Origin of the sequence: Flavivirga spongiicola (assembly GCF_030540825.1) — a bacterium.
GTDB lineage: Bacteria > Bacteroidota > Bacteroidia > Flavobacteriales > Flavobacteriaceae > Flavivirga > Flavivirga spongiicola.
This window is the reverse complement of the sequence record NZ_JAUOEO010000001.1, coordinates 2,166,526-2,190,885: the sequence shown is the minus strand read 5'-3', so window position 1 is coordinate 2,190,885 and position 24,360 is coordinate 2,166,526. Positions and strand designations below refer to the sequence as shown.

Here is a 24,360-nt window from a genome sequence, read left to right as displayed (position 1 = left end):
ATAGCAAGCATCTTAATTAGACTCCTATTATGCAATACACTTAAATGAAGAAATCAAATTTTATTTATCTTGAAAAAGAGTATCCAATTCTGTGGAATATTGGACAAACAGCGGAATACACTTTATATAGCGACCCTATAGTTACTATTTTTAAAGTTAGAATGCTAGGTGAAAAAATCACAGAATTAATTTTTGAAGAACATTATTTAGAATTCCCATTTGACAATACGTTTCATAATAGACTAAAATCTTTACAGTTCGAAGACATATTACCTACTAATGTATTGGACTTATTTTTTACAATTAAAGGTAAAGGTAATCAAGCAGTACATGACAATAAAGGTTCATTTGATGATGCCAAATCTATTTTATTTTCTGCATTTAAATTATCTATGTGGTTTTATCAAACCTATGGAAAAACAAATATTGATGATGTTAAATACAGTTTACCAAAAAACCTTGACGCAAGACATGCCTTACATGTTCTAAGTCAAGACTATGATGATTTAGAAAAAAAGTATAATTCTCTACTTCAAGAACGAGAAATTAAAGAACAGTCTTTAGAGGAAAAGCAAGAACTTCTTAAACGTTCTGAATTAGCCGCTAAAAAAATTGATTGGGACGAAAAAGAAACCAGAAAACTCATTGACAAACAACTGCAAGAAGCTGGATGGGAAGCAGAAACGGGTGTTCTCGATTATAAAAAAAATAAGACTTTACCAGAAAAAGGAAGACGAATAGCCATTGCTGAGTGGCCTGTAGGTTCTAAATGGGCTGACTATGCTTTATTTATTGGCACTGACCTGTATGGCATAGTTGAGGCAAAAAAATATGAAAGTGATATTTCTACAGACTTACAGCAATCTAAAATATATTCAGAATTAGCTGAAGACGAACACGAAGCTAAACTATTGGGGAAATGGAGAAATTACAATGTGCCATTTTTGTTTTCAACTAACGGAAGAACCTATTTAGAACAAATAAAAACTAAAAGTGGTGTTTGGTTTCTTGATGTTAGAAATGAAAGGAATCATTCTAAAGCTTTGAGAGGGTGGTATTCCCCGGAAGGTATTTTAGAATTATATAAAAGAAATATTCAAGAGTCCAATGATAAACTGAAAGATTCAAACATTTCCTATTTACAAGATAAAGCAGGTTTAAGTTTAAGGGATTATCAAATAAAAGCTATTGAAGCTGTTGAAAAAATTGTTAGACATAAGCCAGATAGCAAAAAAACGCTTTTAGCAATGGCAACAGGCACAGGTAAAACACGAACCATTATTGGTCTTTGTTATCGCCTTATTAAAGCTAACCGTTTTAAACGCATCTTATTTTTGGTAGATAGGAGATTATTAGCAACGCAAGCCATCAACAATTTTGAGGATAATAAAATCGAAGGTCTTAATACATTTGCTGAAACATATAAAGTTGACAAACTAAAAGCTACAATTCCAGATCTTGAATCTAGATTACATTTTTCTACGGTTCAAAGCATGGTAAAACGCTTATTTTATGGTAATAATGAAGATGTTTTACCAATTGACACTTATGACTGTATTATTGTAGACGAGGCGCATCGTGGATATTTACAGGATAGAGAGTTGGATGATGAAGAACTAAACTTCAAAGACCAAAGAGATTACGTTAGTAAATATCGTATGGTTGTAGATTATTTTGATGCTTTTACTGTAGGCTTAACAGCTACACCTGCTTTACATACAACTGAGATATTTGGGCATCCTGTCTATACATATTCATATAGAGAGGCGGTAATAGATGGTTATTTAATAGATCATGAACCGCCTAATATTATTAAAACGAAATTAAGCGAAGAAGGTATAACCTGGAAAAAAGGTGAAAAACCAAAGGTATATATTAAAGAAGATAATCGTATTGAAGAACTTGATGAACTAGAAGATGAATTAAACATAGATATTGAAGGGTTTAATAAAATGGTAATTACAGAATCTTTTAATAGAACTGTTGCTCAACAATTAGTAAAAGAAATTGACCCCGAAGGAGATGAAAAAACCCTGATTTTTGCAGCTAAAGACGAACATGCTGATTTGATTGTTCAATTATTAAAAGAGGAATATGAAAATATAGGCATAGATGTACCTGATGATGCTATTGCAAAAATCACAGGCAAATCCTATAAACCTCAAGAATTAGTAACACGTTATAAAAATGAAAAATTTCCTAGTATAGCTGTGACTGTGGATTTATTAACTACTGGTATTGACGTACCACCAATTTGCAATTTGGTATTTTTAAGACGTATCAAATCTCGAATTTTATACGAGCAAATGTTAGGGCGTGCTACCAGACGATGTGACGATATAGGAAAAGAAGTGTTCAATATTTTTGACGCAGTAAAACTTTATGAATCTTTAGAGGTTTTCTCCTCCATGAAACCTGTAGTGACAAATCCAAAAACATCATTCACTCAACTAATTGATGAGTTTGATGACATTGAATCCAATGTCAGAGCAAAAAAACAGTTAGAACAAATTATTTCGAAGCTTCAACGCAAAAAAACAAAGATTATAGGGCAGAATGAGGAAATTTTCAAATACAATACTGAAGGTAAAGACCCTGAAGCTTTCATAAATATGTTAAAGAATATTGAAGAACATAGCATAGCTTCATCACTTTCGAAATATGACCAATTATGGAGGTTTTTAGATGAATTTATACCACAACCAAGAGCACAATATGTATCAGAGCATGACGATGAGTATCTAGGTAGTGAACGTGGTTATGGTAAAGGACAAAAACCAGAAGATTATTTAAATAGTTTTAAAATCTTCCTTGAGCAGAATTTAAATAAAGTGGCAGCTCTTCAAATTATTTGTACAAAACCTAAAGAGTTAGATCGTCATTCACTTAAAGAATTAAAATTGCTGTTAGACCAAAAAGGTTTTAATTCTAGAAATTTAAATGCAGCTTGGAAGGATAGTAAAAATGAGGACATCGTTGCCGATATTATTTCATACATTCGGACTCTGGCTTTAGGCAGTACACTGATAAGCCATGAAGAACGTATTAGAAATGCAGTTGACAAAGTACGCAGCATGAAAGATTGGAATAAAATCCAATTAAAATGGATAGACCGTTTTGAAAAACAACTTATTCAAGAAACCATTATTAAAATTGAAGATTTAAATAAAGATCCATTTATGTCAGATGGAGGCTTTAAAAGATTAAACAAAATATTTGAGCATCAGTTAAAAGATGTCATAGAAACCTTAAATGATAATTTATACATAGAAACAGCATAAATGAGCGCAGAAGAAATTTCAAATAAACTCTGGAACCTTTGTAATGTATTACGGGATGATGGAGTTACTTATCACCAATATTTAAATGAGTTAACATATATCTTGTTTTTAAAGCTATCCGAAGTAAAAGGTTTTAAAGAACAAATACCTAAAGAATATCAATGGAGCACTTTACTCGAGATTACAGATAATAAAGAATTATACGACCGCTATAGAGACTTATTAGCCAATATAAGTGCTAAAGGAGATAACACAACGATTACAGAAATCTATACTAACGCATCTACTACATTACGTAAACCTGTTAATTTAAGAACTTTAATCACGCAAATAGACCTTATAGATTGGTATAATGAAAGTGAGCGTGATACCATGGGACAGATTTATGAAGATTTGTTAGAGCGTAATGCTAACGAAAAACGAAGTGGAGCAGGCCAATACTTTACTCCTCGACCACTAATAAAAGTGATGATAGAATTGTTGGCTCCAAAATTGGGAGAACGATGGAACGATCCTGCTTGTGGAACTTTTGGTTTTATGATTTCTCTTGATCAGTATTTAGTTGACCGTTACAATTATAAATATGATTCTAATGATAAACAACGTCAATTTCAAGTTAACGAAGCTTTAAGCGGAGTAGAACTGGTTCAAGATGCACATCGTTTAGCATTAATGAATGCTAAATTACATGGCTTAGACAGTACAATCCATTTAGGAGATACATTGACCGATTTAGGTAAAACATTAAAAGGTTTAGACGGCGTATTAGCTAATCCACCTTTTGGAACCAAAAAAGGTGGTGAAAAACCAACACGAGATGATTTAACCTTTGTATCCAGTAATAAGCAACTCAACTTTTTACAACACATCTATAGGTCTTTACATAAAAAAGGAACCGCTAGAGCTGCTGTAGTTTTACCTGATAATGTTTTGTTTGAAGATGGTGATGGGCAACGCATTCGTAAAGACCTAATGGATAAATGTAATTTGCATACTATATTACGTTTACCAACTGGGATTTTTTACTCTGCAGGAGTGAAAACCAATGTGCTGTTTTTTACACGAGGCAAAACCGAAACAGGAAATACCAAAAATGTTTGGTACTATGATATGCGCACCAATGTCCCTAGTTATGGAAAACGTACACCGTTTACAAGAGCTGCCTTTAATGATTTTATTAAAGCCTACACAGGTGGTACTGACACAAGCAAGGTATTAATGAATTATGATCGAGATATCGATGATAAAAAAAGAGAATCTATTAAAGATGAGCGTTGGCAATGTATTACGAGGGAGGAGATAAAAAAGAAAAACGACTCTCTAGATTTAGGTTTAATGGTTGATGAAAATTTAAGCAATGGAGCAGAATTAGATGAGCCTATTGATATTGCCAAAGAAGCATTAACAGAGCTTAATGAAATCACTAAAGCTCTAAACAATATTATAAAAGAACTTTCTATATGAGTTTGATTCATAAAGTAGAAGATCTCTTTGAAGAAAGAACGGGGTTAGTTTCAGCTCATCAAAATTGGGCTTTAATACCTTTAAGTGATTTAGTTAAAATTCAAAATGGATTTGCATTCAAATCCAAGGATTTTAATAAAGAAGGGGATGGAATACCACTTATAAGAATTAGGGATATATTAAAAGGTAAGACTCAAACCTACTATAAAGGTGATTATTCTAATGACTATGTCGTCAATAAAGGAGACTTGTTGGTCGGAATGGATGGAGATTTTAATTCTGATTTATGGAAAGGCAAAAATGCTTTGTTAAATCAGCGAGTATGTCGAATATTTCCGAATGAAAAGTTTTTAATGAAGAAGCTTCTTTATTATGGTCTTCCAGGATATTTGAATATAATAAACGAAAACACTTCGGCTACTACTGTTAAACATTTGTCTTCCAAAAGCATCTACAATATTCCTTTTCCAATACCACCAATAAAAGAACAGCAGCGTATTGTTAAAAAATTAGATACATTTTTCACTCAATTGGAAGAGATTAAAATACGGTTAGATAAAATTCCAGATTTACTTAAAAATTTTAGACAAGCCGTGTTATCTAAAGCTGTTACAGGGAAGCTTACAGAAGGTTGGAGGAAAGATAAAACTCTTGAAAATGCTAATGATTGGCGAAAAAAAATAATAGAAGAAAGAAAGAAATTAGGACTACCTAAGAGAACACCTGGACTAGTATTTGAGAATGTTTCTCAACCATATCAAGTACCCAAAATATGGTCTTTTGGTTATTTACAAAATTTCGGTGAATTTACTAGGGGCAAATCAAAACATAGACCAAGAAATGACCAAAGGCTTTTCGGAGGTAATTACCCATTTATTCAAACGGGAGATGTTGCAAGATCAAATGGTTTAATTGAAAATCACACTCAAACTTATAGTGAGTTTGGATTATCACAAAGCAGGCTTTTTCCAAAAGGAACTTTATGTATTACTATTGCTGCGAATATTGCTGAAACTGGTATTCTAGATTTTGATTCATGTTTTCCTGATAGTGTTGTCGGTTATTTACCATACAAGGGTATGTACTCTTCAAAGTTTGCTATGTATTATTTAAGAACTATTCAGAGAGATTTAGAACATTATGCACCTGCAACTGCTCAAAAAAATATAAATCTAGGAATCTTATTTAAAATAGCTTTTCCTGTGCCACCAAAATTAGAGCAGGATGAAATTGTAAAACGAGTTGATAATCTATTTTCAAAAGCAAATGCCATTGAAAAGGAATATGAGACTTTAATTAAAAAAATAGATTATCTACCTCAAGCTATTTTACAAAAAGCCTTTAAAGGTGAGTTAGTCGAACAGCTGCCTACAGATGGAGATGCAAAAGGTTTGTTAGAAGAAATTAAAAAACTTAAAAAAGAGGGTGAAAAAACAACAAAAAAGAAGCCTAAAAAGAGTGAAAAAAAGCAGTTAATTGGTAAATCAGAAAGTAAAACAACAACATCGGGAACACTAACCAGTAAGGAGATTATATTAAAAGGAACCGATGCTGTATTTGAACATCTAAAAAAAAAGTTCACTCATAATAAATTCACCTTTGAGGAAATACAAATTCCATCAAATTATTCTTATGACGAATTTAGGTTACTGTTATTTCGATTGTTAGATCATCAGAAATCCAATATTAACGAATGTAAACTAAAAATGATATATGACGGAGACATTCTATACTTTCAAATTCCCAAATAATGAAGTTAGTTCACTTTAAATATAGCCATGCTAATAGTTCTCATCCCTTAAATGGTTTTGATGAAGAGTTTAGAAATGAAGCTTTTTTGGAAGATGGATTTCATCCTATTTGTTTGGTCGGAATCAATGGTTCAGGTAAATCAAAACTTTTAGAGTGTATTGCTCAAGTTATGGAGTATTTGATAGGTGAATATTCAGATTTCATTTCAGAATTAGACAATGAATATTTAAGCTTTCAAGTAGATTATCTCTTTAAACTTAAAAAAGGTTATAAATATGTAAGCTTTATTAAGTCTTCAACTAATAAAGTAACAGAATGTTATTTAGGAAAAAACAGAGATGATCTAGAATTATGTAATGATGTTAAAGAAATTAAAAGTTATCTACCAGAAATTGTTGTAGGTTATACGTCAGGCGAAAACGAATCTTTAAGTTCTTACTTTAGACCTTACAATGATGCTTTTTCAGGCTATTATCAAGAAGGTGCAATTTATGATAATAAAAAAGTAAGCCTTCCTGATTTACCCAAATTTTTATGGGTAGATTTTAGTATGAATCACTTAGTTTTTATTGCTAATGCTATTTTAGGTTTTTCAGAGGAATCCACTTGGCCAAACATCACTAAAACTATAAATATTGAGACATTAAGGTCTTTTAGAATTACTATTAAATTAAAACCAAGAAATGGACCAACTAATGGTATTATCCCTGCAAAAGAGCAAGAGTTAATAATAAAAAAGCTTGAACTTTGTGCAACAACAAGTACCAAAATAGAAAAAGAAAACACCTTAATCTTAGACTTTTATAATTCTAAAGCGACTGTTAATGCATTTAAAGATAGTTTTAAAACAAAATTAAAATTATATGTTGCCCTATTTCAGCTCCATTTACTAAATCATATCTTAATAAGATCGGATTTAAGTGAAATTAAGCGTATTGAAAAAAATACAGGAGAAAAATTAGACAGGCCTAACGTTGCAGATAACCAAAAGGCATTTAATATTTCCCATATCAGAATTAATCATAAAAATAAAAACACAATCATCAATTATAATGATTTAAGCGATGGTGAACATCAGTATTTACATGTGTTTGGTACGCTGAACATGGTTAATAAGAATAACGTTTTGTTTTTAATGGATGAACCTGAAACTCATTTTAATCCGCAATGGAGGTCTGCTTTTATCTCAAACATGAAAAGTACCGCAGGTAAAAGTAAACAGGAATATATTGTTACAACTCATTCACCATTCTTACTCTCTGACTCTAAGAGTGAAGATGTTTTTGTTTTCGAAAAAACCAATAATAAAATAAAAATAGAGCAACCTGAAATTCAAACCTATGGTGCAGCTATCGATAAGCTATTAGAGGTTGCATTTGGAGTAGCTCCACCAGTTGCAAAACTTTCTTCCAACGCAATTAATAGGTTGATCAAAGATAAAAATAGTACAATTGAAGAGCTTGAAAAAAAGGCTTTAGGCTTTGGAGATTCGATAAAAAAAATGATGTTATATCATAAAATTGAAGAAATGAAATCGGATAAGAAAAACAAGGAACAATAATTATGCTTCAAAAATGTATTGATCTAGATCATCCTGTTAAAGAGTTACAAGTCTCGGTTCAAAATTACTTGAACACTATTCAAAATTTACCAAGAGGAACTAATTTTGATATAAATAATTGTGATGTAAAATTTGGAGGTTTTATAGGACAAAAAAGGACAACCGTTAAGAAAAACACTAGAGATCTAATTGAAGAGTTTCATATTGCCTTTTTAGATTTAAGTCAACCTGATAGAGATCGTTTTATTTTAATCTTCAATCAAACAAACGATGTTCAGACCCAATTTGCCAACCCAAATACTGCATTAAGATTACTTGACTACCCTATAGGAATAAGAAAACAAACAAAAGCATTGTTTTTGCACTTATATAAAGACACTTTAGGTAAGTATGATATAAAAGATCATTATAAAAAAGTTTTTAAAGAAAAGAAAGACACTTGGTGCCCGTTTTGTGGGATGGAAAAATTCGTCTCTTTTAAAAGATTTAAACAAGATTACGACCATCTTTTATATAAAGCGAAATACCCTGTTGCATCTGTCAATATGCACAATTTGGCACCAATGGGCATAAAGTGTAATCGCATTCATAAGAAAACAGATGACCTTTTAATGGATGATGATGGAAATATTAGGTCTGCTGTCAACCCTTATTATAATATTATTTCACCAATATTTGATTTAAAAGGTAGTACCATGTCGAGTGATCCAAGCAAACGGGTATGGCAAGTGAATATTACACCGAACTCTTCGGAAGTCCTAACATGGGATAGTGTGTTTGACATCACTGATAGATGTAAAGAAGAATTTCTCGAGAAACTAGATAATTCAAAACAAGAAACTGAATGTGATAAACTAATTAATGAATTTCGAAAGGATTCAATGAATAGAATTGCTTTTGAGAAAGACAGTAAAATTTATGTTCAATGGAATTTGGATAGGTTAGAAGGTGAAATTAGATTAAAAAGAAATAGTTTTAACACCAATTACTATCATGAATATAACTTCATAAAACATGCTTTGTTTGACTTTCTTTTAACAGATGAATGTTTAAATTACAGAAATGCAGTTTTAAAAATGATCACGATATAATCTCATGGATTTCTTTACCAATCAAGATTTCGAATATTATTCTAGTGTTATAGGTGTAACTTATAAAAGTGGTACTGCTCAAGCACAGGAGCTAAAAACTAAACTCACTAAAAATGGTGTTTTTGACAAAATAGATTCATTGATTTGGCGGCATCTATATACAAAAGGGTACAAGAAACAATAACAATTTAATTTTGGACAGACTCGCCTTATGGATGCGGTGGTTTTGTTTTCAACTTTATACGGAATAATCTTATATTTGATAAAACTAAATTTAAATGAACGTACGTATTCCTAAAAATGAAAATACACGCATAGGAGATTCACGTGATATTGCACGAATTATGCGTAAAATACTTCTAAGGCAAAATAAACTACATAGGAAAAAGGAATACTTCTGGACTATCGGACTTAGCTCTAAAAGCGATATAGAATATATTGAGCTTCTTACTATTGGAGCATTAAATCAAAATAGCATAGACCCCGTAGAGGTATTTAATTTTGCAGTAGCTAAGAAATGCAAAAGAATAATTATGTGTCATAACCACCCTTCTGGAGACACAAAACCTAGCCCACAAGATAAACAGGTTACCAAAAAAATAAAGAAAGGAGCAGATGTTCTAAATATAGAATTGTTAGACCATCTTGTTATATGTGAGAGTAAGGAGTTTTACAGCTTTGCTGCTTTTGGATTAATATGACTTCTTACCTTCTTAAATTTATAGAAATTGACTAATTTAAAAACACAACTAACTTAAATAATAAAGATTTAGAGGATGTATTATTATAAAATTAGAAAACTCGGGACTCATTAAAATGACATGTAATACAACACCAATAGAGAAACTGAACATTGACGAATATAATTATAAAAAAGTTACCAATGACAGCAGAAACCGTTTTCGAAGTTTATATGGTATTAGATCATGAAGAACAAAATAAATTGTATGATTTGGTTAAGGCTCATTTTAACTCTAAGTATGATATAAAAAAACGAAAAAGAAAACGCCTACCTGATTTTTCGGAAGCGGATGCGATGCGTTATTTAATAGAAAATGTGGTTATGAAAAAAAGGAAGAAACCATAATTATCTTAATTGAATTTTAAATATGTTCATTATACTCTAAAGAATTAAAAAGATCGAAGTCTTTTTTAGTATTAATTAGTGAGCAATAAGGATCACCGTCTTTTAAATGGAACTAGAAATAATACAAATAATTGGATAATTGTCGCCCCCAATGTTGTAACCTTATAAAAAAGAAAAATCCGCAATTCGTTAACAATTAACGATTTACGGATGTTTTCTGTGGTCCCACTTGGGCTCGAACCAAGGACCACCTGATTATGAGTCAGGTGCTCTAACCAACTGAGCTATGGGACCGAAATTGGAGTGCAATATTACTACTTATTTTATTTCTTAGCAAGAAACGAGCACTAATAAATTTTAAAAAACCATTTGTTTAATGTTTTAAATTTTTAATGCGAGAGCAAAGCGGTTACACACGTTTTATTTTTTTAATTAATTTGTTAGCCTAAAATTACAAAAATTAAAACGTGTGAAAAATTATTTCTTTATCTCCTGACATAACTCAATTAAAACACCATTTGAAGATTTTGGATGCAAAAAAGCCACCAATTTATTGTCTGCTCCTTTTTTTGGGGTTTCGTTTAAAACTTTAAAGCCTTCATTTTTAAGGCGTTTAATTTCTGCTTCAATATCGGTAACATCAAAAGCAATATGATGAATGCCCTCTCCTTTTTTATCTAAAAATTTTGCAATCGGGCTGTCTTCATTGGTAGCTTCTAACAATTCAATCTTATTGGCGCCAACTTTAAAAAAAGAGGTGTTAACACCTTCTCTTGCAACTTCTTCTATTTTATAATGAGATTCACCAAATAATTTGGAAAACAATTCATTAGAATTTTCAAGGCTTTTTACGGCAATTCCTATATGTTCAATTTTATTCATTGAATATTTTTTTATCATTCCCTCAAAGGAGGGAATCTTTTCAATTTAGCTCAAATTTATCATCAAGATATGAAAATAGCGAACTAAAAGTAAAATAATCTTTAAATATCCGTTATTTTTGCAATATGGAGGAAAGTCAAAGACAAAAAAAAATAGGATCTGTTTTACAACGTGATCTAGTTGAAGTACTGCAAGGTGCCGCTACACAAGGCGGCATGCATGGTATATTAATATCGGTGTCTAAAGTTAAAGTAACGGTAGACTTATCTGTTGCTAAAGTTTATTTGAGTATCTTTCCAAATGATAAAGCTAAAGAACTTCTTGAAGGCATAAAATCTAATACGCCTTTAATTAGACATGAATTAGCACAACGTACTAAGCACCAATTGAGACGCATGCCAAATTTAGAATTTTTTGTAGACGACTCTTTAGAATATATCGATCAAATAGAAAAGTCCCTAAAAGGAAAAGAAAACCCAATTAAAGACCCAAATATTTTAGATAAAAGAAAAAAATCTTAATCATTTTTTAAAAACCTCAAATTAAAAAACTTATTTATTTACTAATTTAAACATGCACTTCCCATTATATATAGCAAAACGTTATTTACGCACTAAAAGCAGTAACAATGCTATTAATTTTATAACTATAATTGCCATTATTGGCGTTATACTTGGAGCAGCATCATTATTTATTGTGCTATCTGGTTTTGCAGGTTTAAAAGACTTTACACTTGAATTTTCCAGTGTTGTTGATCCCGATTTAAAAGCTGAGCCTTCAATTGGCAAATCGTTTCTTTTGAATGAAGATGATATTTCTAAACTAAACGATTTAGAAGAAATAGCGCTGTTCTCTAAAATTATTGAAGAACGTGTTGCTATTGTCTGCAATGATAAAAACTATTTAGCAACTATTAAAGGCGTTGATAAGCACTTTAAAGACGTCGTTAATATTGAATCTAAAATAGATCATGGTAATTGGCTAAGTCAAAAATCCAATCATATTGTAGTGGGTTGGGGCATTTCAAAGAACTTATCCCTAGGCGTTTTAGATTTGTCAAAAACCATAAATATTTATGTACCAAAACCTGGGAAGGGGCAAATAACCTCTAATAAAAATGCATTTAGCACAGTTAATGCTATTAATGTTGGTGTATTTTACATAAATGAAACATTAAATGACACCTATGTATATGCATCCTTAGATTTAGCTAAAAACCTCTTAAATTATAAACCCAATCAAGTATCTGCTTTAGAATTTAAACTTAATGAAGGTGTTGAAGAAGAACTTGCCAAGCAAAAGATTCAAGCTATTATGGGGGACAAAATTGTTTTAAAAAACAGAGCACAGCTTAACGATGCGCTTTATAAAATGTTAAACACCGAAAACCTTGCCGTATATTTAATATTTACTTTGGTATTAATCATTGCTTTTTTTAATGTTATAGGGTCGCTAATCATGATGATGTTAGATAAAAAGAGAAGCTTAAGCACCCTCTTTAATTTGGGGGCCACCATAAAAGATATCCGTAAAATTTTCTTTTTACAAGGCAGTTTAATGAGTATTGTAGGCGGTATTATAGGCTTAGGTGTAGCATTAATAGTTACAGGGGTTCAAAAAATATTTGGTTTGGTTATGATAACACCATCCTTAGCTTATCCAATGACTATAAAGGTTGAAAACTTTTTTATTGTATTTATAACCATTTCGGTTTTAGGTAGTATTGCCTCTAAAATTGCATCCGTAAGAATTTCAAAATCATTAGTGAAAAACTATTAATTTGAGCGGATTGCCATAAAAATAGTGCCCTATTACAGTTATTTCAAGTGAGGAAATTTAGTACTTACAAAAAATAAATGACCTTGGAGAAAGCTCAAGAAGCATTTGTAGGGAAAAAATATTAAAAATCTCGATCATCGAGTAAATTATTCAGTAAACTGATAATCTGAAAACTTTTCTAACACCTCATCAAAAGCAGCAAACACATCTGCTGAGTGGTCACTAGTTACCATTTTCATACGGTAGTCTTTAAAATGCGGAATGCCTTTAAAATAATTAGTGTAATGTCTGCGAGTTTCAAAAACGCCCAAAATTTCACCTTTCCAATCAATAGCCATTTGTAAATGCCTGCGAGCAGCTTCAACACGCTCCGCTAAAGAAATAGGTGCTAAATGCTCACCTGTTTTAAAATAATGCTTTACTTGTTTAAAAAACCATGGATTCCCAATAGTAGCACGACCAATCATAGCCCCATCCAACCCATAACTATCTCTCATTTCCATAGCTTTTTCCGGACTAACTATATCACCATTTCCAAACACAGGAATATGCATTCGCGGATTGTTTTTTACCTCAGCAATAGGTTTCCAATCGGCATCTCCTTTATACATTTGCGCTCGGGTGCGCCCATGTATAGCAATAGCCTTACAACCAACATCCTGCAATCTTTCTGCAACCTCAACTATTTTTATAGAATCATGATCCCAACCCAGGCGTGTTTTCACAGTAATAGGTATATTAGTGCGTTTCACCATTTCGGCTGTGAGGCTTTCCATCAAACAGATATCTTTTAAGATACCTGCACCGGCTCCCTTACTCACCACTTTTTTTACAGGGCACCCAAAATTAATATCGATAATATCTGGTTTTGAAGCCGAAACAATGTCAATGGTCTGCAACATACTATCTAAATTGGCTCCAAAAATTTGAATACCCACAGGGCGTTCTTTCTCGTAAATATCCAACTTCATAACACTTTTTGCAGCATTACGAATTAAACCTTCACTAGATACAAACTCAGTATATACAACATCAGCTCCCTGTTCCTTGCACAAAGCACGAAACGGTGGATCGCTAACATCTTCCATCGGAGCTAAAAGCAATGGGAAATCTGGAAGTTCTATGTTGTCTATTTTTACCACAATCTAAATTTTGGGCAAAATTACTGTTTTTTAATCAAATTAATTATTCACTCTAATATTGTTGTATTTTTAAAACCAAATTTTAATTTTTGAATATTCCCTACGAACCCATTCTTTTTGGTTATAACATAAATATCCATCTGGTTTTAGAATACCTGGCATTTTTTATAGCCTTTCGGTATTACGTACTTCTAAGAAGAAAAAGCAGCGATGTTATTTCATCAAACAATAGGCTCTCTATTATTTTAGGTGCTGCACTTGGCGCTTTAATAGGTTCCAGACTCGTTGGGTTTTTAGAAAACCCCTTTGTTAACATATCACAAGAAAACATCATTCAACTACTCAATACAAAAACCATTATGGGTGGATTATTTGGCGGTTTACTAGGTGTCGAAATAGCTAAAAAACGCATCGGTGAAATCCAATCATCTGGTGATTTATTTGTGTTCCCGATTATTCTAGGTATTTTTATTGGACGGGTTGGGTGCTTTTTGTCTGGCATAAATGAATTTACTTATGGTACAAAAACAATTTCTATTTTTGGCATGGATTTAGGGGATGGCTTGTTACGTCACCCTGTAGCTCTATACGAATTGATATTTCTAATTATTCTGTTTTTCAGTTTAAAACGTATCAGAAACAGATCAACCTTAAAAAATGGCGACCTATTTAAATGGTTTATGATTATCTATTTTACATTCAGATTCTTCATAGAGCTTTTAAAACCAAATGTGTTTTATCTCTTCGGATTAAGCACAATTCAAATATTATGTCTAATTTGTTTGCTTTATTACCACAAAACCATTTTAAACATTTTTAAAAATGCCCGTTAGAAAATATACCTACTATGATTTTACGTTAAGCCTTTGCCCGGAATGTTTAAAACGTGTCGATGCCAAAATTGTGTTCGAAAACGACCATGTTTATATGTTAAAACGCTGCAATGAACACGGTAATTCTAAAGTGTTAATAGCCGACGATATAGCCTATTATAAAAACATAAGAAACTATAATAAACCTTCTGAAACGCCCTATAAATTTAATACTAAAACAGATTATGGCTGCCCTTACGACTGTGGTTTGTGTCCAGACCACGAACAACATTCCTGTTTAACCGTTGTTGAGGTTACAGACCGTTGTAATTTAACCTGTCCGACCTGTTATGCGGGCTCATCACCAACTTACGGAAGACATCGTACTTTACAAGAAGTAAAAACCATGTTGAATACCATCGTCGCTAACGAAAAAGAACCAGATGTCGTACAAATTAGTGGTGGCGAACCCACCATTCATCCACAATTTTTTGAAATTTTAGATTATGCAAAATCATTACCCATTCGCCATTTAATGTTGAATACCAATGGGATTAAAATTGCAAAAGATTTTGCTTTCGCGGAAAAACTAAAAACCTATGCACCAGATTTTGAAATTTATCTTCAATTTGATTCTTTTGAAAACAGTGTATTACAAGAACTCCGTGGCGCCCACTTAAATGATATAAGGAAACAAGCCATTGAAAATTTAAACCAACTTAATTTATCAACCACACTGGTAGTCACCCTTCAAAAAGGGTTAAACGATCACGAAATAGGTAAAATAATAGACTTTGCTTTAAAGCAAAAATGTGTTCGGGGTGTTACACTTCAACCAACGCAAATTGCTGGTAGACTGGAACATTTTAATCCAGAAACCGATAGAATGACACTCACAGAGGTACGTCGAAAAATCATGGAACAAACCACTATTTTCAATCCAGACGATTTGCTTCCTGTACCCTGTAATCCAGATGCTTTGGTCATGGGATACGCACTTAAATTGGGAGAAGAGGTATTTCCGTTAACCAGATATATAAACCCCAATGATTTATTAGATAATAGTAAAAACACTATTATTTATGAGCAAGATGAAAGTCTTCAAGGTAAAATGATAGAACTTTTTAGTACGGGAAACTCTGTTGAAGTTGCCGAAGAAAATTTAAAGTCAATTATGTGTTGTTTGCCAAACATTGATGCACCAAATTTGGGCTACGATAATTTATTTAGGGTCATTATCATGCAATTTATTGATGCTTATAATTTTGATGTGCGAGCTATTAAAAAATCTTGCGTTCATATTGTAGATAAAGACAATAAAATTATCCCGTTTGAAACTATGAATTTATTTTATAGGGATGATAAAAAAGCGAGATTAGAAACACTTAGAAACGAAATATAACGAAATATTATGACCACACTTTTAATTGAAGGAGGCGATTACACCATTGTCATATTACTGTTTTTATTATTTTTCTTTGGGATACCAATTATTTTAGGAATTATTGCTCTAACTTTAAGACGGAAAAAACCAAAAACAGCCAAAGTTCTAGGTATTATTACTGCGGTTTATTTAATAATTAGCTTAGGCTATTGCGGCATTATGACTTTATGATATTTTCATACTAATTTGAGTATAAAATATCGTATTAAAGACGACGTTATTTTAAAATATAAAAACGCTGTGATTAGATTGCATAGCATCGTTACGGAATTTATGAACAAGGTATTTAGATTTAAAAAAGCCTGTACTCAACTTGATTGGGTAAACGAGTCGACATGGGACATTTTATATTCAAATTGGTATTAGAAGGAAATATGAATTTAGATGGCTTGGTATACTTAATACTAGCGATCATGCTTGGACCAGCTATTTTACTAGCTATTATTGGATTTGCTATTCGTGAAAAAAACAAAAAAGCAGCCAAAGTATTATTTATTTTAGCTGCTGTTTATGTCATTATAAGCTTCGGTATTTGTGGTGGTATGATGTTATAATTTTTAGAGCAAGGCACCATAATAATTAAACACTTATCCACTCTTTAATAATCTCATTATAACTCCTCCCGGTTGTAATGCTCGTTTTCTTTTTATCTCTTAGGGTGATTATATATCTACTATTAAAGTACTTTTGAATGTCATTCACATGATCTTTATTAATAATCATAGACCTGTGAACTCTTAAAAAATTATCAGGTAGTTTTTGCTCTAAACCAGAAATGGATTCTGTGCTCAGGTAAGCTCCAGTATCCGAATAAATGGTTGTATAATTATTATCAGCTTCAAAATAAGCAATGGCCTCTAATTTTATAAAAATTAATTTGTCGTTTTTTCTAACCGTAATAGATGTCATTTTATTGACTTCTTTTTGATTAGAAATGGCTTTTAACACCTTTAAAATTTGATCCGAAGACATACTTTTTTCAAAAGACTTTAGTTTCTCGACTGTTTTCTCGATCCGTTCTAACTTTACAGGCTTTACCAAATAATCAATGCTATTAGTCTCAAAAGCTTCCAGAGAATATTGATCGTAGGCAGTACAAAAAACAACCATGGGAATCGTTTTGAGTCTTCCTAACAAATCAAAACCTGTGCACCCTGGCATTTCTATATCTAAAAAAATAATATCAGGATTTAAACGTTCTATCTGTTCTTGAGCTTCTGTGCCATTTTGAGCAGTAGCTATAATACTAAAAGTTTCAGGGAATTCTTTTAGTAGGTTTTGCAGACCTTCTCTGGCAGGCGCTTCATCGTCTATAATAATTGCTGAATACGGTTTGTCCATCTTATATCGTTTCTGGAATTGTAATGGTAATCATTTTTTCTGGCGTATTTGTCCAATTTAAAGATGCTTCATCTTTATAGCTCAATCGTAACAAATCATAAACGGTTTGCAAACCATGACCACTCAATAAACCTTCTGGAAAATCTGGCCCGTTATCAGAAACTGAAATATTAATTTTATTATCCTCTTTTTTAATTTTTAAAGCAATTTCACCTTTTCCTTCATTTTGAGAGATACCATGCTTCACCGCATTTTCAACTAAAGGTTGTATTAAAAATAGTGGAATCTTGTGTCCCTCCAGCTCATTATTAACCTCAATAATAAACTCCAACCGATCACCAAAGCGAATTTTTTCTATCTCTAAATAGGTTTTCACCATGTCAATTTCATCCTTTATTGTACTCACCTTTTTTCCTTTTCTATTGATAGAATATTTAAACAAATCGGACAAAGAATAGGCCATTTTCTGTGTTCTTCTAGCATCTATTGGCGCTAAACTTGCAATGGAATTTAGTGAGTTATATAAAAAATGTGGATTGATTTGTGATTGTAAAGATTTTAGTTCTGCCTTGGTTTTTAATTCTCTTAAGTTAGAAAGTTTTTTTTCGTTTTCTTCAATTAAGTTTCGTTCTTTAAAAATAAAATAGCTAACAAAAGCTCTTATAGAAGCAATTGCCATTAAATACATAAATACTTGGGATACAATATAAAACCGTTGACTATCATGAACACCATTAGTAAAATATATAAGTGACAAGAAAATAACAAAAGGTAAAAATCCTGTCGATATGAAAATCAATACTGTCTTTGTAAAAATTTGACGTGAACTTTTACTAATTTTTAACTCAATAAAACGAAGTAAAAATATAAAAGGAAATACAAAAACCAGTAAAATTGTAGTTGATATAATTGTATCGTTTCTTATTACAGGAACAAAACGATAGTCATCAGGTATTGTTAAAAAATCATAGACAGATACACAAAGCACTATTATTATATCAGCAAAAAATAATGCTATTAAAGTCATAACTCCAAACCGAAGCCATTCCTTTTCAATTTTAGGAACTAGTGATTGATTAATTTTTTTAATAACAAAGACAAAAGCTAAAAACAAAATAAGTGCTGGTAAAATAAGAACCGAAACAGGGTTTTTTACCCACCAAATTGATTTCTTCCTTTGTGAGATTCTTTCATTTCTAATATTTTCAACAACTAATTCAAATTGCGATTCGGCTGTTTTTAACCGGTCTTCATAGTCTTTTCTATAGACTTCTTTTATAATAGACATATCCTCTTGATTCAGTGGGGTCGTGCTGTTATTATTTCCCACTAAGGGATTGAAAACACTGTTTCTTTTTTCTTTTCTCTTTAGAAATATAAATGAGCCATTAACCAGTATTTTTGCTAACCTCGATTCTAAGGAACTTTGGACTTCCAAATCTGTTTTATCAATCTTATAAATATAAAACTCTCCACTTGTGTACCCAGAACCAGTGTTAGGACCATAACGCCCTGTTATAGTACTATTGACATTATTCACGTCTTTCGCAAGAGTGTCTAAAAAATGTAATTCAAGATTTGAATCTTCGGTATTTGAAAATTTAATTGATATCGTTTCGGTTAAAGCATCTAACTTTTTTACAATTTTATCAATGGTTAGTGAATCAGCTTCAGTGTAAGTCCCTTTCAATTTAACATCAATATTTGTTGCCCATTTTGTAATAGGGAAATATGCATTGCTGTTCATTTCAAGAATATCTTTCCAAGGTTGTATTGGTAATTTTTCAGTTTCTTGGGCAAAAGATGCAATTCCTATAAACAGAAAGAATAAGAAGGGGCATAATTTTTTCATAACGGTAAATTTAAATATTTATACTACAAATGAACTTTATTCGTCATGTTATACAAACCGATTTCTTGCCAACTGCAAATTTGGCTTGTAAACTGCATGAATTAGATTCTTTAGCTGTTGTCAATCACAAACATATTTAACTATCTTTGCAGTCGCTGTTTTAGACAGCTATTTTGACTATGAAGCATATTAGAAACTTTTGCATTATTGCACATATAGATCACGGTAAGAGTACACTCGCAGACCGTTTATTAGATTATACAGGATCAGTAACTGCCAGAGAGCAACAAGCTCAACTACTTGATAGTATGGATTTAGAGCGCGAACGTGGCATTACTATCAAGTCGCATGCCATTCAAATGGAATATGAACTTAATGGCGAACAATATATTCTAAATTTAATTGATACGCCGGGTCACGTAGATTTCTCGTATGAAGTGTCTCGATCTATTGCTGCCTGCGAAGGGGCTTTACTTATTGTAGATGCTGCACAAAGCATACAAGCGCAAACGATTTCTAATTTGTATTTAGCCTTAGAAAATGACTTGGAAATTATTCCTATATTAAATAAAGTAGATTTACCAAGTGCTAACCCAGAGGAAGTAACCGACGATATCGTAGATTTATTAGGTTGCGATCCAGAAGAGGTTATTCATGCCAGTGGGAAAACAGGTTTTGGAGTTGATAATATTTTAGCAGCCATTATAGATCGCGTACCTGCTCCAAAAGGAGATCCAGACGCCCCTTTACAAGCCTTAATTTTTGATTCTGTCTATAATACTTTTAGAGGTATTGAAACCTATTTTAGAGTTTTTAATGGTGAAATTAAAAAAGGTCAAAAAATTAAATTCGTTGCAACAGATAAAGAGTATTTTGCGGACGAGGTTGGAACATTAAAACTGAATCAAGTTGCAAAACAAAGCGTAAAAACCGGTGACGTTGGTTATTTAATAACAGGTATTAAAACAGCTAAAGAAGTAAAAGTTGGAGATACCATTACCGATTTCGCAAACCCAACAACCAATATTGTTGAAGGCTTCGAAGATGTTAAACCTATGGTTTTTGCGGGTATTTACCCTGTTGATACAGAAGATTACGAAGAGCTTCGTAACTCGATGGAGAAACTACAACTAAACGATGCTTCGTTAGTATTTGCTCCAGAAAGTTCTGCGGCTTTAGGTTTTGGTTTTCGTTGTGGTTTCTTAGGTATGCTACATATGGAAATTATCCAGGAGCGTTTAGAACGTGAGTTTGATATGACTGTGATTACTACGGTTCCCAATGTATCGTACCATGCTTTTACAAATAAAAACCCTGATGAGGCTTTTATAGTAAATAACCCATCCGATTTGCCAGACCCTTCAACTGTTAACCGTGTTGAAGAGCCCTATATTAAAGCAACTATCATTACCAAATCTGATTTTGTTGGTAATGTGATGTCGCTTTGTATTGAAAAAAGAGGGCTTGTTCAAAATCAAACGTATTTAACAACAGAACGCGTAGAGCTAACTTTTGAAATGCCTTTGGCTGAAATTGTTTTTGATTTTTACGATCGCTTAAAAACTGTTTCAAAAGGGTACGCTTCTTTCGATTACCATCCAATAGGTATGAAAACTTCTAAGCTTGTACGTTTAGACATTTTATTAAATGCATTACCTGTTGATGCGCTTTCTGCCTTAATTCATGCTGATAATGCTCAGAGTATTGGTAAAAAAATGTGTGAAAAGCTAAAAGAACTTATTCCGCGTCAGCAATTTGATATTCCTATTCAAGCAGCAATTGGAGCAAAAATTATTTCAAGAGAAACTATTAAAGCACTTCGTAAAGATGTTACTGCAAAATGTTACGGAGGTGATATTTCGCGTAAGCGTAAACTTCTGGAAAAACAGAAGAAAGGAAAAAAACGTATGCGCCAAGTAGGTAATGTAGAAATACCTCAGCAAGCGTTTATGGCTGTTTTAAAGTTGAATGATTAAATAAATCCTTTTTGCTCTGCGACTTCAAGTAAGTCTCTGTCACTTTTACTATCTACATTAAAAAGTTCTTTTAATAGGCGTTTTCTTCTTTCTAAAGCAGCTAAAGAAAGTGGGATTATTTGTGTTAGCTCACTCATTTTTGTGCCACGTGATAACTCGTATAATAATTTTCTATCAATATCATCTATTATTAAATCATTAGAGGTTAATTTTCGCATCAGTCGAACTACAGATTTACTATAATAAGGATCGTTATCTATTATTTTTTCGATAGCCAAAACAAGTTCTTTAGGGTTTAAATCGTTTTTTATTAAAAAACCCTCAGGATTTATACTTTTAAAAATACTACTAATCCTATAGTTATCATTATACGTTGTAGCTATAATTATTTTAGTTTTTGGTAGAAGTGTTCTTATTTTAATACCTAAATCTTCACCCGAAATGATCTCTCCATTTTTAGATGGTGGTAATTTAATATCTAAAAAAACAATATCAATAACTTTTGTTTTCTGGGCACCTTTAATCATTAAATAAGCATCATCACAATTTGTAACTTTATTTATATTAAATTTTATCCCTGTATTGTTGGAGCTTACATGCAGCAAGGCATTCTCATAAGCATCACTAATTAATGGATGATCTTCTACAATTAATATGTTCATGTTTTAAAACTTCTTTTATATTGGTATATTTATATTGATTTCTGTGCCTTTATCTGAGGTTGAAGTTATTTTATAATCACCGGCTAGTTTTGATATTCTTGATGTGATGTTTTTTAAACCGATGCCTTTATAACTTCTTGTGGCATCAAACCCTATGCCATCATCTTTTATAGTGATCTCCAAAACAGAATTTTCTAATAATGAAAAATAAACAGTAACACATTTGGCCTGCGAATGCTTTATTATATTTTGGATAGCTTCCTGAATAATGCGGTAAATCTCTACGCGTATACTTTCACTTAACAACTCCAAATTTACTTCGGTTTCCTTTCTAATTTTATATTTAAAGCTCCCTATAAGACTTTGGCTTTCCAAATACTGTTCTATAATAGACTCAAAATTAGCTTTTGATGTCTCTAGATCTTTTTTAAGTGCATGAGATACATCCCGTACTTCTTTTTCTATCCCTTGCATCTCTTCTATAAATAATTTATACTTCTCTAAGGTGTCTTTTTCGCCTTTAATATCTAAAAATCCTAGCCCCATTCTTGTGCCAAACAACCTACTTAACACGCCATCATGTAAATCTTCTGCTATTCTGTTGCGCTCTTGTAAACGACCTTCTTCTTCCTTGGTTTGTTGTTGCAACATCAATTTATATATTTCCTGATTGGCTTTTTCTTGCTCACTTACAAAAACTAACGCCTTGTTTTTAGAACGTTGAACCCTTATAAAATACAAGAGACCTAATACTAATAATAGTATTCCCCCTATGGCAGAAATTAAAATATTTTGGGTACTTAATCGCTTGGTTTCTTTGATATACTGGTCTGTTTCGAATTGTATTCTGGCAAATTTATTTCTATTGACTCTTTCCTTGGCAATTAAGCTATCACTTAGTCTTATATATTCAGACAAATAGGCTTTTCCTGAATCACCTTCTTTAAGTTTTGAAAACATTTTTAAAGACCTTAATACTTCCTTAAACTCTTTAATGTTTTTTCCTGCTCTATAGGACTGCTTAGTATAATATAGCACTTTATTCTTTTGGTTAGTTTCATAATAGAACTCTGCCATGTCATTCCCTCCAGCAGATATTTCATATTGTAAATCCAAATTTTCAAAAATTTTATGAGCCTTAGTAAACAAAGAATCTATTTTATACGCATTCTTATCCTTTGCTAAAAACATGGTATAAGCTAAATTGTTCAATATTGATCCATAAGAAACAGGGCTTTTATCTTTTATAGCATGGTTTTTGAGTAATTTATTATATATTTTAAGTGCGACACCATAATTTCCTCTTTTTCTATAAAGTTCGGCTATATTAATTTCAATAGATAGTTTATTTACAAAATAATCTATTAGTATTTTATCATTAATACTAAGAGCTTTTTCGTAATAATTTAAAGCCTTATCATATTCTTTAAGTTTTACCAAATCTAACCCTAAAGAGTTATACAACAAGGATAAACTTTGAAGACTGCCTACTGTTTCTGGAATAGAAAGTATTAAATTCACTGCTTTTATTATAGCAGATTGACTACCCAAATAATCATGCTCACTTCTTAGTATATCAGCAATATTTCCATATATATCGGACTGATATAATTTATCTCTATTCCTGTTTAAAGACTTACATTTTTCAAAAATCCTTAAAGCATTGCTATAATAATAAAAAGTGCTATCATTCATTGCCTCAAAAGTTTGATAGGCATACCCCAGGTGAGAGTTTATATATGCTAGGTTCGTTGAATCATTAAGCTTCATAGCTAATCTTAAATTTTTATGATTTAAGATTATTGATTGTTCTATATATTTTTCGTGTTCAATATAAACCGTTGCAAGGTTCCAATTCGAATTCAAAATAATTGAATCTATCTCAGTTCTGGAAGATAACTCACTTGCTTTTTCAGCATATTGTATTCGAGTTTCTATTTTTAATTTTCTGTTTTTGGATAAGACCTTTAACTCTTGTATACTATCAAGCTGCTTTTTAAAGTTCTTCTTTTGCCCACTTGTGTTTAAACAAAAAAGAATCAGACATGTTAGTAAAAAAGCATTTTTAAACATATTTAGTAACTGTTTATAACAGCAAAAACAAATATAGAATTTATCCTATATTCAATTAATGCGTTTTCCTTTAATAGCTAAAATTAATTTTCTAAGATTTCATTTTTAATTATTGAAAAATTAAAAGTATTTGTCTCCTTTTTTCAATTTTTGTTATTAAT

The 24,360-nt window shown here is 31.7% G+C and carries 21 protein-coding genes and 1 tRNA gene; 15 read left to right on the top strand and 7 right to left on the bottom strand.

Features of this window, described 5'->3' with window-relative positions; translation table 11 throughout:
* The first annotated feature begins 44 nt into the window (after positions 1-44).
* The 8 genes from hsdR (at position 45) to Q4Q47_RS08705 (ending at position 10,236) form a co-directional block, all read left to right on the top strand.
* Positions 45-3,281 carry a type I restriction-modification system endonuclease gene (gene hsdR / locus Q4Q47_RS08740; RefSeq protein ID WP_303306277.1) on the top strand — a complete coding sequence of 1,079 codons (3,237 nt, stop codon included), beginning with the start codon at positions 45-47 and terminating at the stop codon, positions 3,279-3,281.
* Positions 3,282-4,745: a class I SAM-dependent DNA methyltransferase gene (locus tag Q4Q47_RS08735; protein ID WP_303306276.1), complete on the top strand. Its 1,464-nt coding sequence runs from the start codon at positions 3,282-3,284 to the stop codon at positions 4,743-4,745.
* On the top strand, positions 4,742-6,496 hold the full coding sequence (locus Q4Q47_RS08730) for a restriction endonuclease subunit S (protein ID WP_303306275.1): 1,755 nt from the start codon (positions 4,742-4,744) through the stop codon (positions 6,494-6,496). Before Q4Q47_RS08735 ends, Q4Q47_RS08730 begins: the two co-directional genes overlap by 4 nt.
* Positions 6,496-8,058, top strand: coding sequence for a restriction system-associated AAA family ATPase (locus tag Q4Q47_RS08725; protein WP_303306274.1), 1,563 nt, complete (start codon positions 6,496-6,498; stop codon positions 8,056-8,058). The genes Q4Q47_RS08730 and Q4Q47_RS08725 overlap by 1 nt, the downstream gene beginning before the upstream one ends.
* A gap of 2 nt (positions 8,059-8,060) precedes the next feature.
* Complete coding sequence (locus Q4Q47_RS08720) at positions 8,061-9,149, top strand: hypothetical protein (protein ID WP_303306273.1); 1,089 nt, start codon at positions 8,061-8,063, stop codon at positions 9,147-9,149.
* Between the two features lie 4 nt (positions 9,150-9,153).
* A complete protein-coding gene (locus Q4Q47_RS08715) occupies positions 9,154-9,333 on the top strand; it encodes a hypothetical protein (protein ID WP_303306272.1) in 180 nt (59 codons plus the stop codon).
* A gap of 94 nt (positions 9,334-9,427) precedes the next feature.
* Positions 9,428-9,850 carry a JAB domain-containing protein gene (locus Q4Q47_RS08710; protein WP_303306271.1) on the top strand — a complete coding sequence of 141 codons (423 nt, stop codon included), beginning with the start codon at positions 9,428-9,430 and terminating at the stop codon, positions 9,848-9,850.
* A 182-nt stretch (positions 9,851-10,032) separates the two neighbouring features.
* Entirely contained in the window at positions 10,033-10,236 is a 204-nt protein-coding gene (locus Q4Q47_RS08705) for a hypothetical protein (RefSeq protein ID WP_303306270.1), read from the top strand.
* Between the two features lie 220 nt (positions 10,237-10,456).
* Here Q4Q47_RS08705 and Q4Q47_RS08700 read toward each other — a convergent pair.
* Both Q4Q47_RS08700 and mce read right to left on the bottom strand, forming a co-directional pair.
* Positions 10,457-10,530: transfer RNA gene (locus Q4Q47_RS08700), tRNA-Ile, on the bottom strand.
* Between the two features lie 183 nt (positions 10,531-10,713).
* The gene (gene mce / locus Q4Q47_RS08695) at positions 10,714-11,118 is read right to left on the bottom strand and encodes a methylmalonyl-CoA epimerase (protein WP_303306269.1); all 405 of its coding nucleotides are present in this window, start codon (positions 11,116-11,118) and stop codon (positions 10,714-10,716) included.
* A 125-nt stretch (positions 11,119-11,243) separates the two neighbouring features.
* Between mce and rbfA the strand changes: the two genes are divergently transcribed.
* Together rbfA and Q4Q47_RS08685 are read left to right on the top strand one after the other, a co-directional pair.
* On the top strand, positions 11,244-11,639 hold the full coding sequence (gene rbfA / locus Q4Q47_RS08690; RefSeq protein WP_303306268.1) for a 30S ribosome-binding factor RbfA: 396 nt from the start codon (positions 11,244-11,246) through the stop codon (positions 11,637-11,639).
* A gap of 52 nt (positions 11,640-11,691) precedes the next feature.
* Positions 11,692-12,897 carry an ABC transporter permease gene (locus Q4Q47_RS08685; RefSeq protein ID WP_303306267.1) on the top strand — a complete coding sequence of 402 codons (1,206 nt, stop codon included), beginning with the start codon at positions 11,692-11,694 and terminating at the stop codon, positions 12,895-12,897.
* 146 nt (positions 12,898-13,043) lie between these two features.
* On the opposite strand, the gene dusB is transcribed toward Q4Q47_RS08685, so the two are convergent.
* Positions 13,044-14,039: a tRNA dihydrouridine synthase DusB gene (dusB, locus tag Q4Q47_RS08680; protein ID WP_303306266.1), complete on the bottom strand. Its 996-nt coding sequence runs from the start codon at positions 14,037-14,039 to the stop codon at positions 13,044-13,046.
* 89 nt (positions 14,040-14,128) lie between these two features.
* Here dusB and Q4Q47_RS08675 point away from each other — a divergent pair, with 89 nt between their 5' ends.
* The 4 genes from Q4Q47_RS08675 to Q4Q47_RS08660 all read left to right on the top strand — a co-directional run bounded on the left by Q4Q47_RS08675 (position 14,129) and on the right by Q4Q47_RS08660 (position 16,849).
* Positions 14,129-14,872: a prolipoprotein diacylglyceryl transferase gene (locus Q4Q47_RS08675; RefSeq protein WP_303306265.1), complete on the top strand. Its 744-nt coding sequence runs from the start codon at positions 14,129-14,131 to the stop codon at positions 14,870-14,872.
* Positions 14,862-16,253: a radical SAM protein gene (locus Q4Q47_RS08670; RefSeq protein ID WP_303306264.1), complete on the top strand. Its 1,392-nt coding sequence runs from the start codon at positions 14,862-14,864 to the stop codon at positions 16,251-16,253. Before Q4Q47_RS08675 ends, Q4Q47_RS08670 begins: the two co-directional genes overlap by 11 nt.
* Before the next feature lie 9 nt (positions 16,254-16,262).
* Positions 16,263-16,466 (top strand): hypothetical protein, encoded by a 204-nt coding sequence (locus tag Q4Q47_RS08665; protein ID WP_303306263.1) that lies wholly within the window; start codon positions 16,263-16,265, stop codon positions 16,464-16,466.
* Between the two features lie 164 nt (positions 16,467-16,630).
* Positions 16,631-16,849, top strand: a complete 219-nt coding sequence (locus tag Q4Q47_RS08660; protein ID WP_303306262.1) for a hypothetical protein — start codon at positions 16,631-16,633, stop codon at positions 16,847-16,849.
* Positions 16,850-16,874: 25 nt separating this feature from the next.
* On the opposite strand, the gene Q4Q47_RS08655 is transcribed toward Q4Q47_RS08660, so the two are convergent.
* Positions 16,875-17,636 carry a LytR/AlgR family response regulator transcription factor gene (locus Q4Q47_RS08655; RefSeq protein ID WP_303306261.1) on the bottom strand — a complete coding sequence of 254 codons (762 nt, stop codon included), beginning with the start codon at positions 17,634-17,636 and terminating at the stop codon, positions 16,875-16,877.
* A 1-nt stretch (position 17,637) separates the two neighbouring features.
* The gene (locus tag Q4Q47_RS08650; protein ID WP_303306260.1) at positions 17,638-19,488 is read right to left on the bottom strand and encodes a sensor histidine kinase; all 1,851 of its coding nucleotides are present in this window, start codon (positions 19,486-19,488) and stop codon (positions 17,638-17,640) included.
* 179 nt (positions 19,489-19,667) lie between these two features.
* Here Q4Q47_RS08650 and lepA point away from each other — a divergent pair, with 179 nt between their 5' ends.
* Positions 19,668-21,464, top strand: coding sequence for a translation elongation factor 4 (gene lepA / locus Q4Q47_RS08645; RefSeq protein ID WP_303306259.1), 1,797 nt, complete (start codon positions 19,668-19,670; stop codon positions 21,462-21,464).
* On the opposite strand, the gene Q4Q47_RS08640 is transcribed toward lepA, so the two are convergent.
* Positions 21,461-22,126: a response regulator gene (locus Q4Q47_RS08640; RefSeq protein ID WP_303306258.1), complete on the bottom strand. Its 666-nt coding sequence runs from the start codon at positions 22,124-22,126 to the stop codon at positions 21,461-21,463. The genes lepA and Q4Q47_RS08640 overlap by 4 nt on opposite strands.
* Before the next feature lie 15 nt (positions 22,127-22,141).
* Positions 22,142-24,199 carry an ATP-binding protein gene (locus tag Q4Q47_RS08635; protein ID WP_303306257.1) on the bottom strand — a complete coding sequence of 686 codons (2,058 nt, stop codon included), beginning with the start codon at positions 24,197-24,199 and terminating at the stop codon, positions 22,142-22,144.
* Positions 24,200-24,360 lie beyond the last annotated feature (161 nt).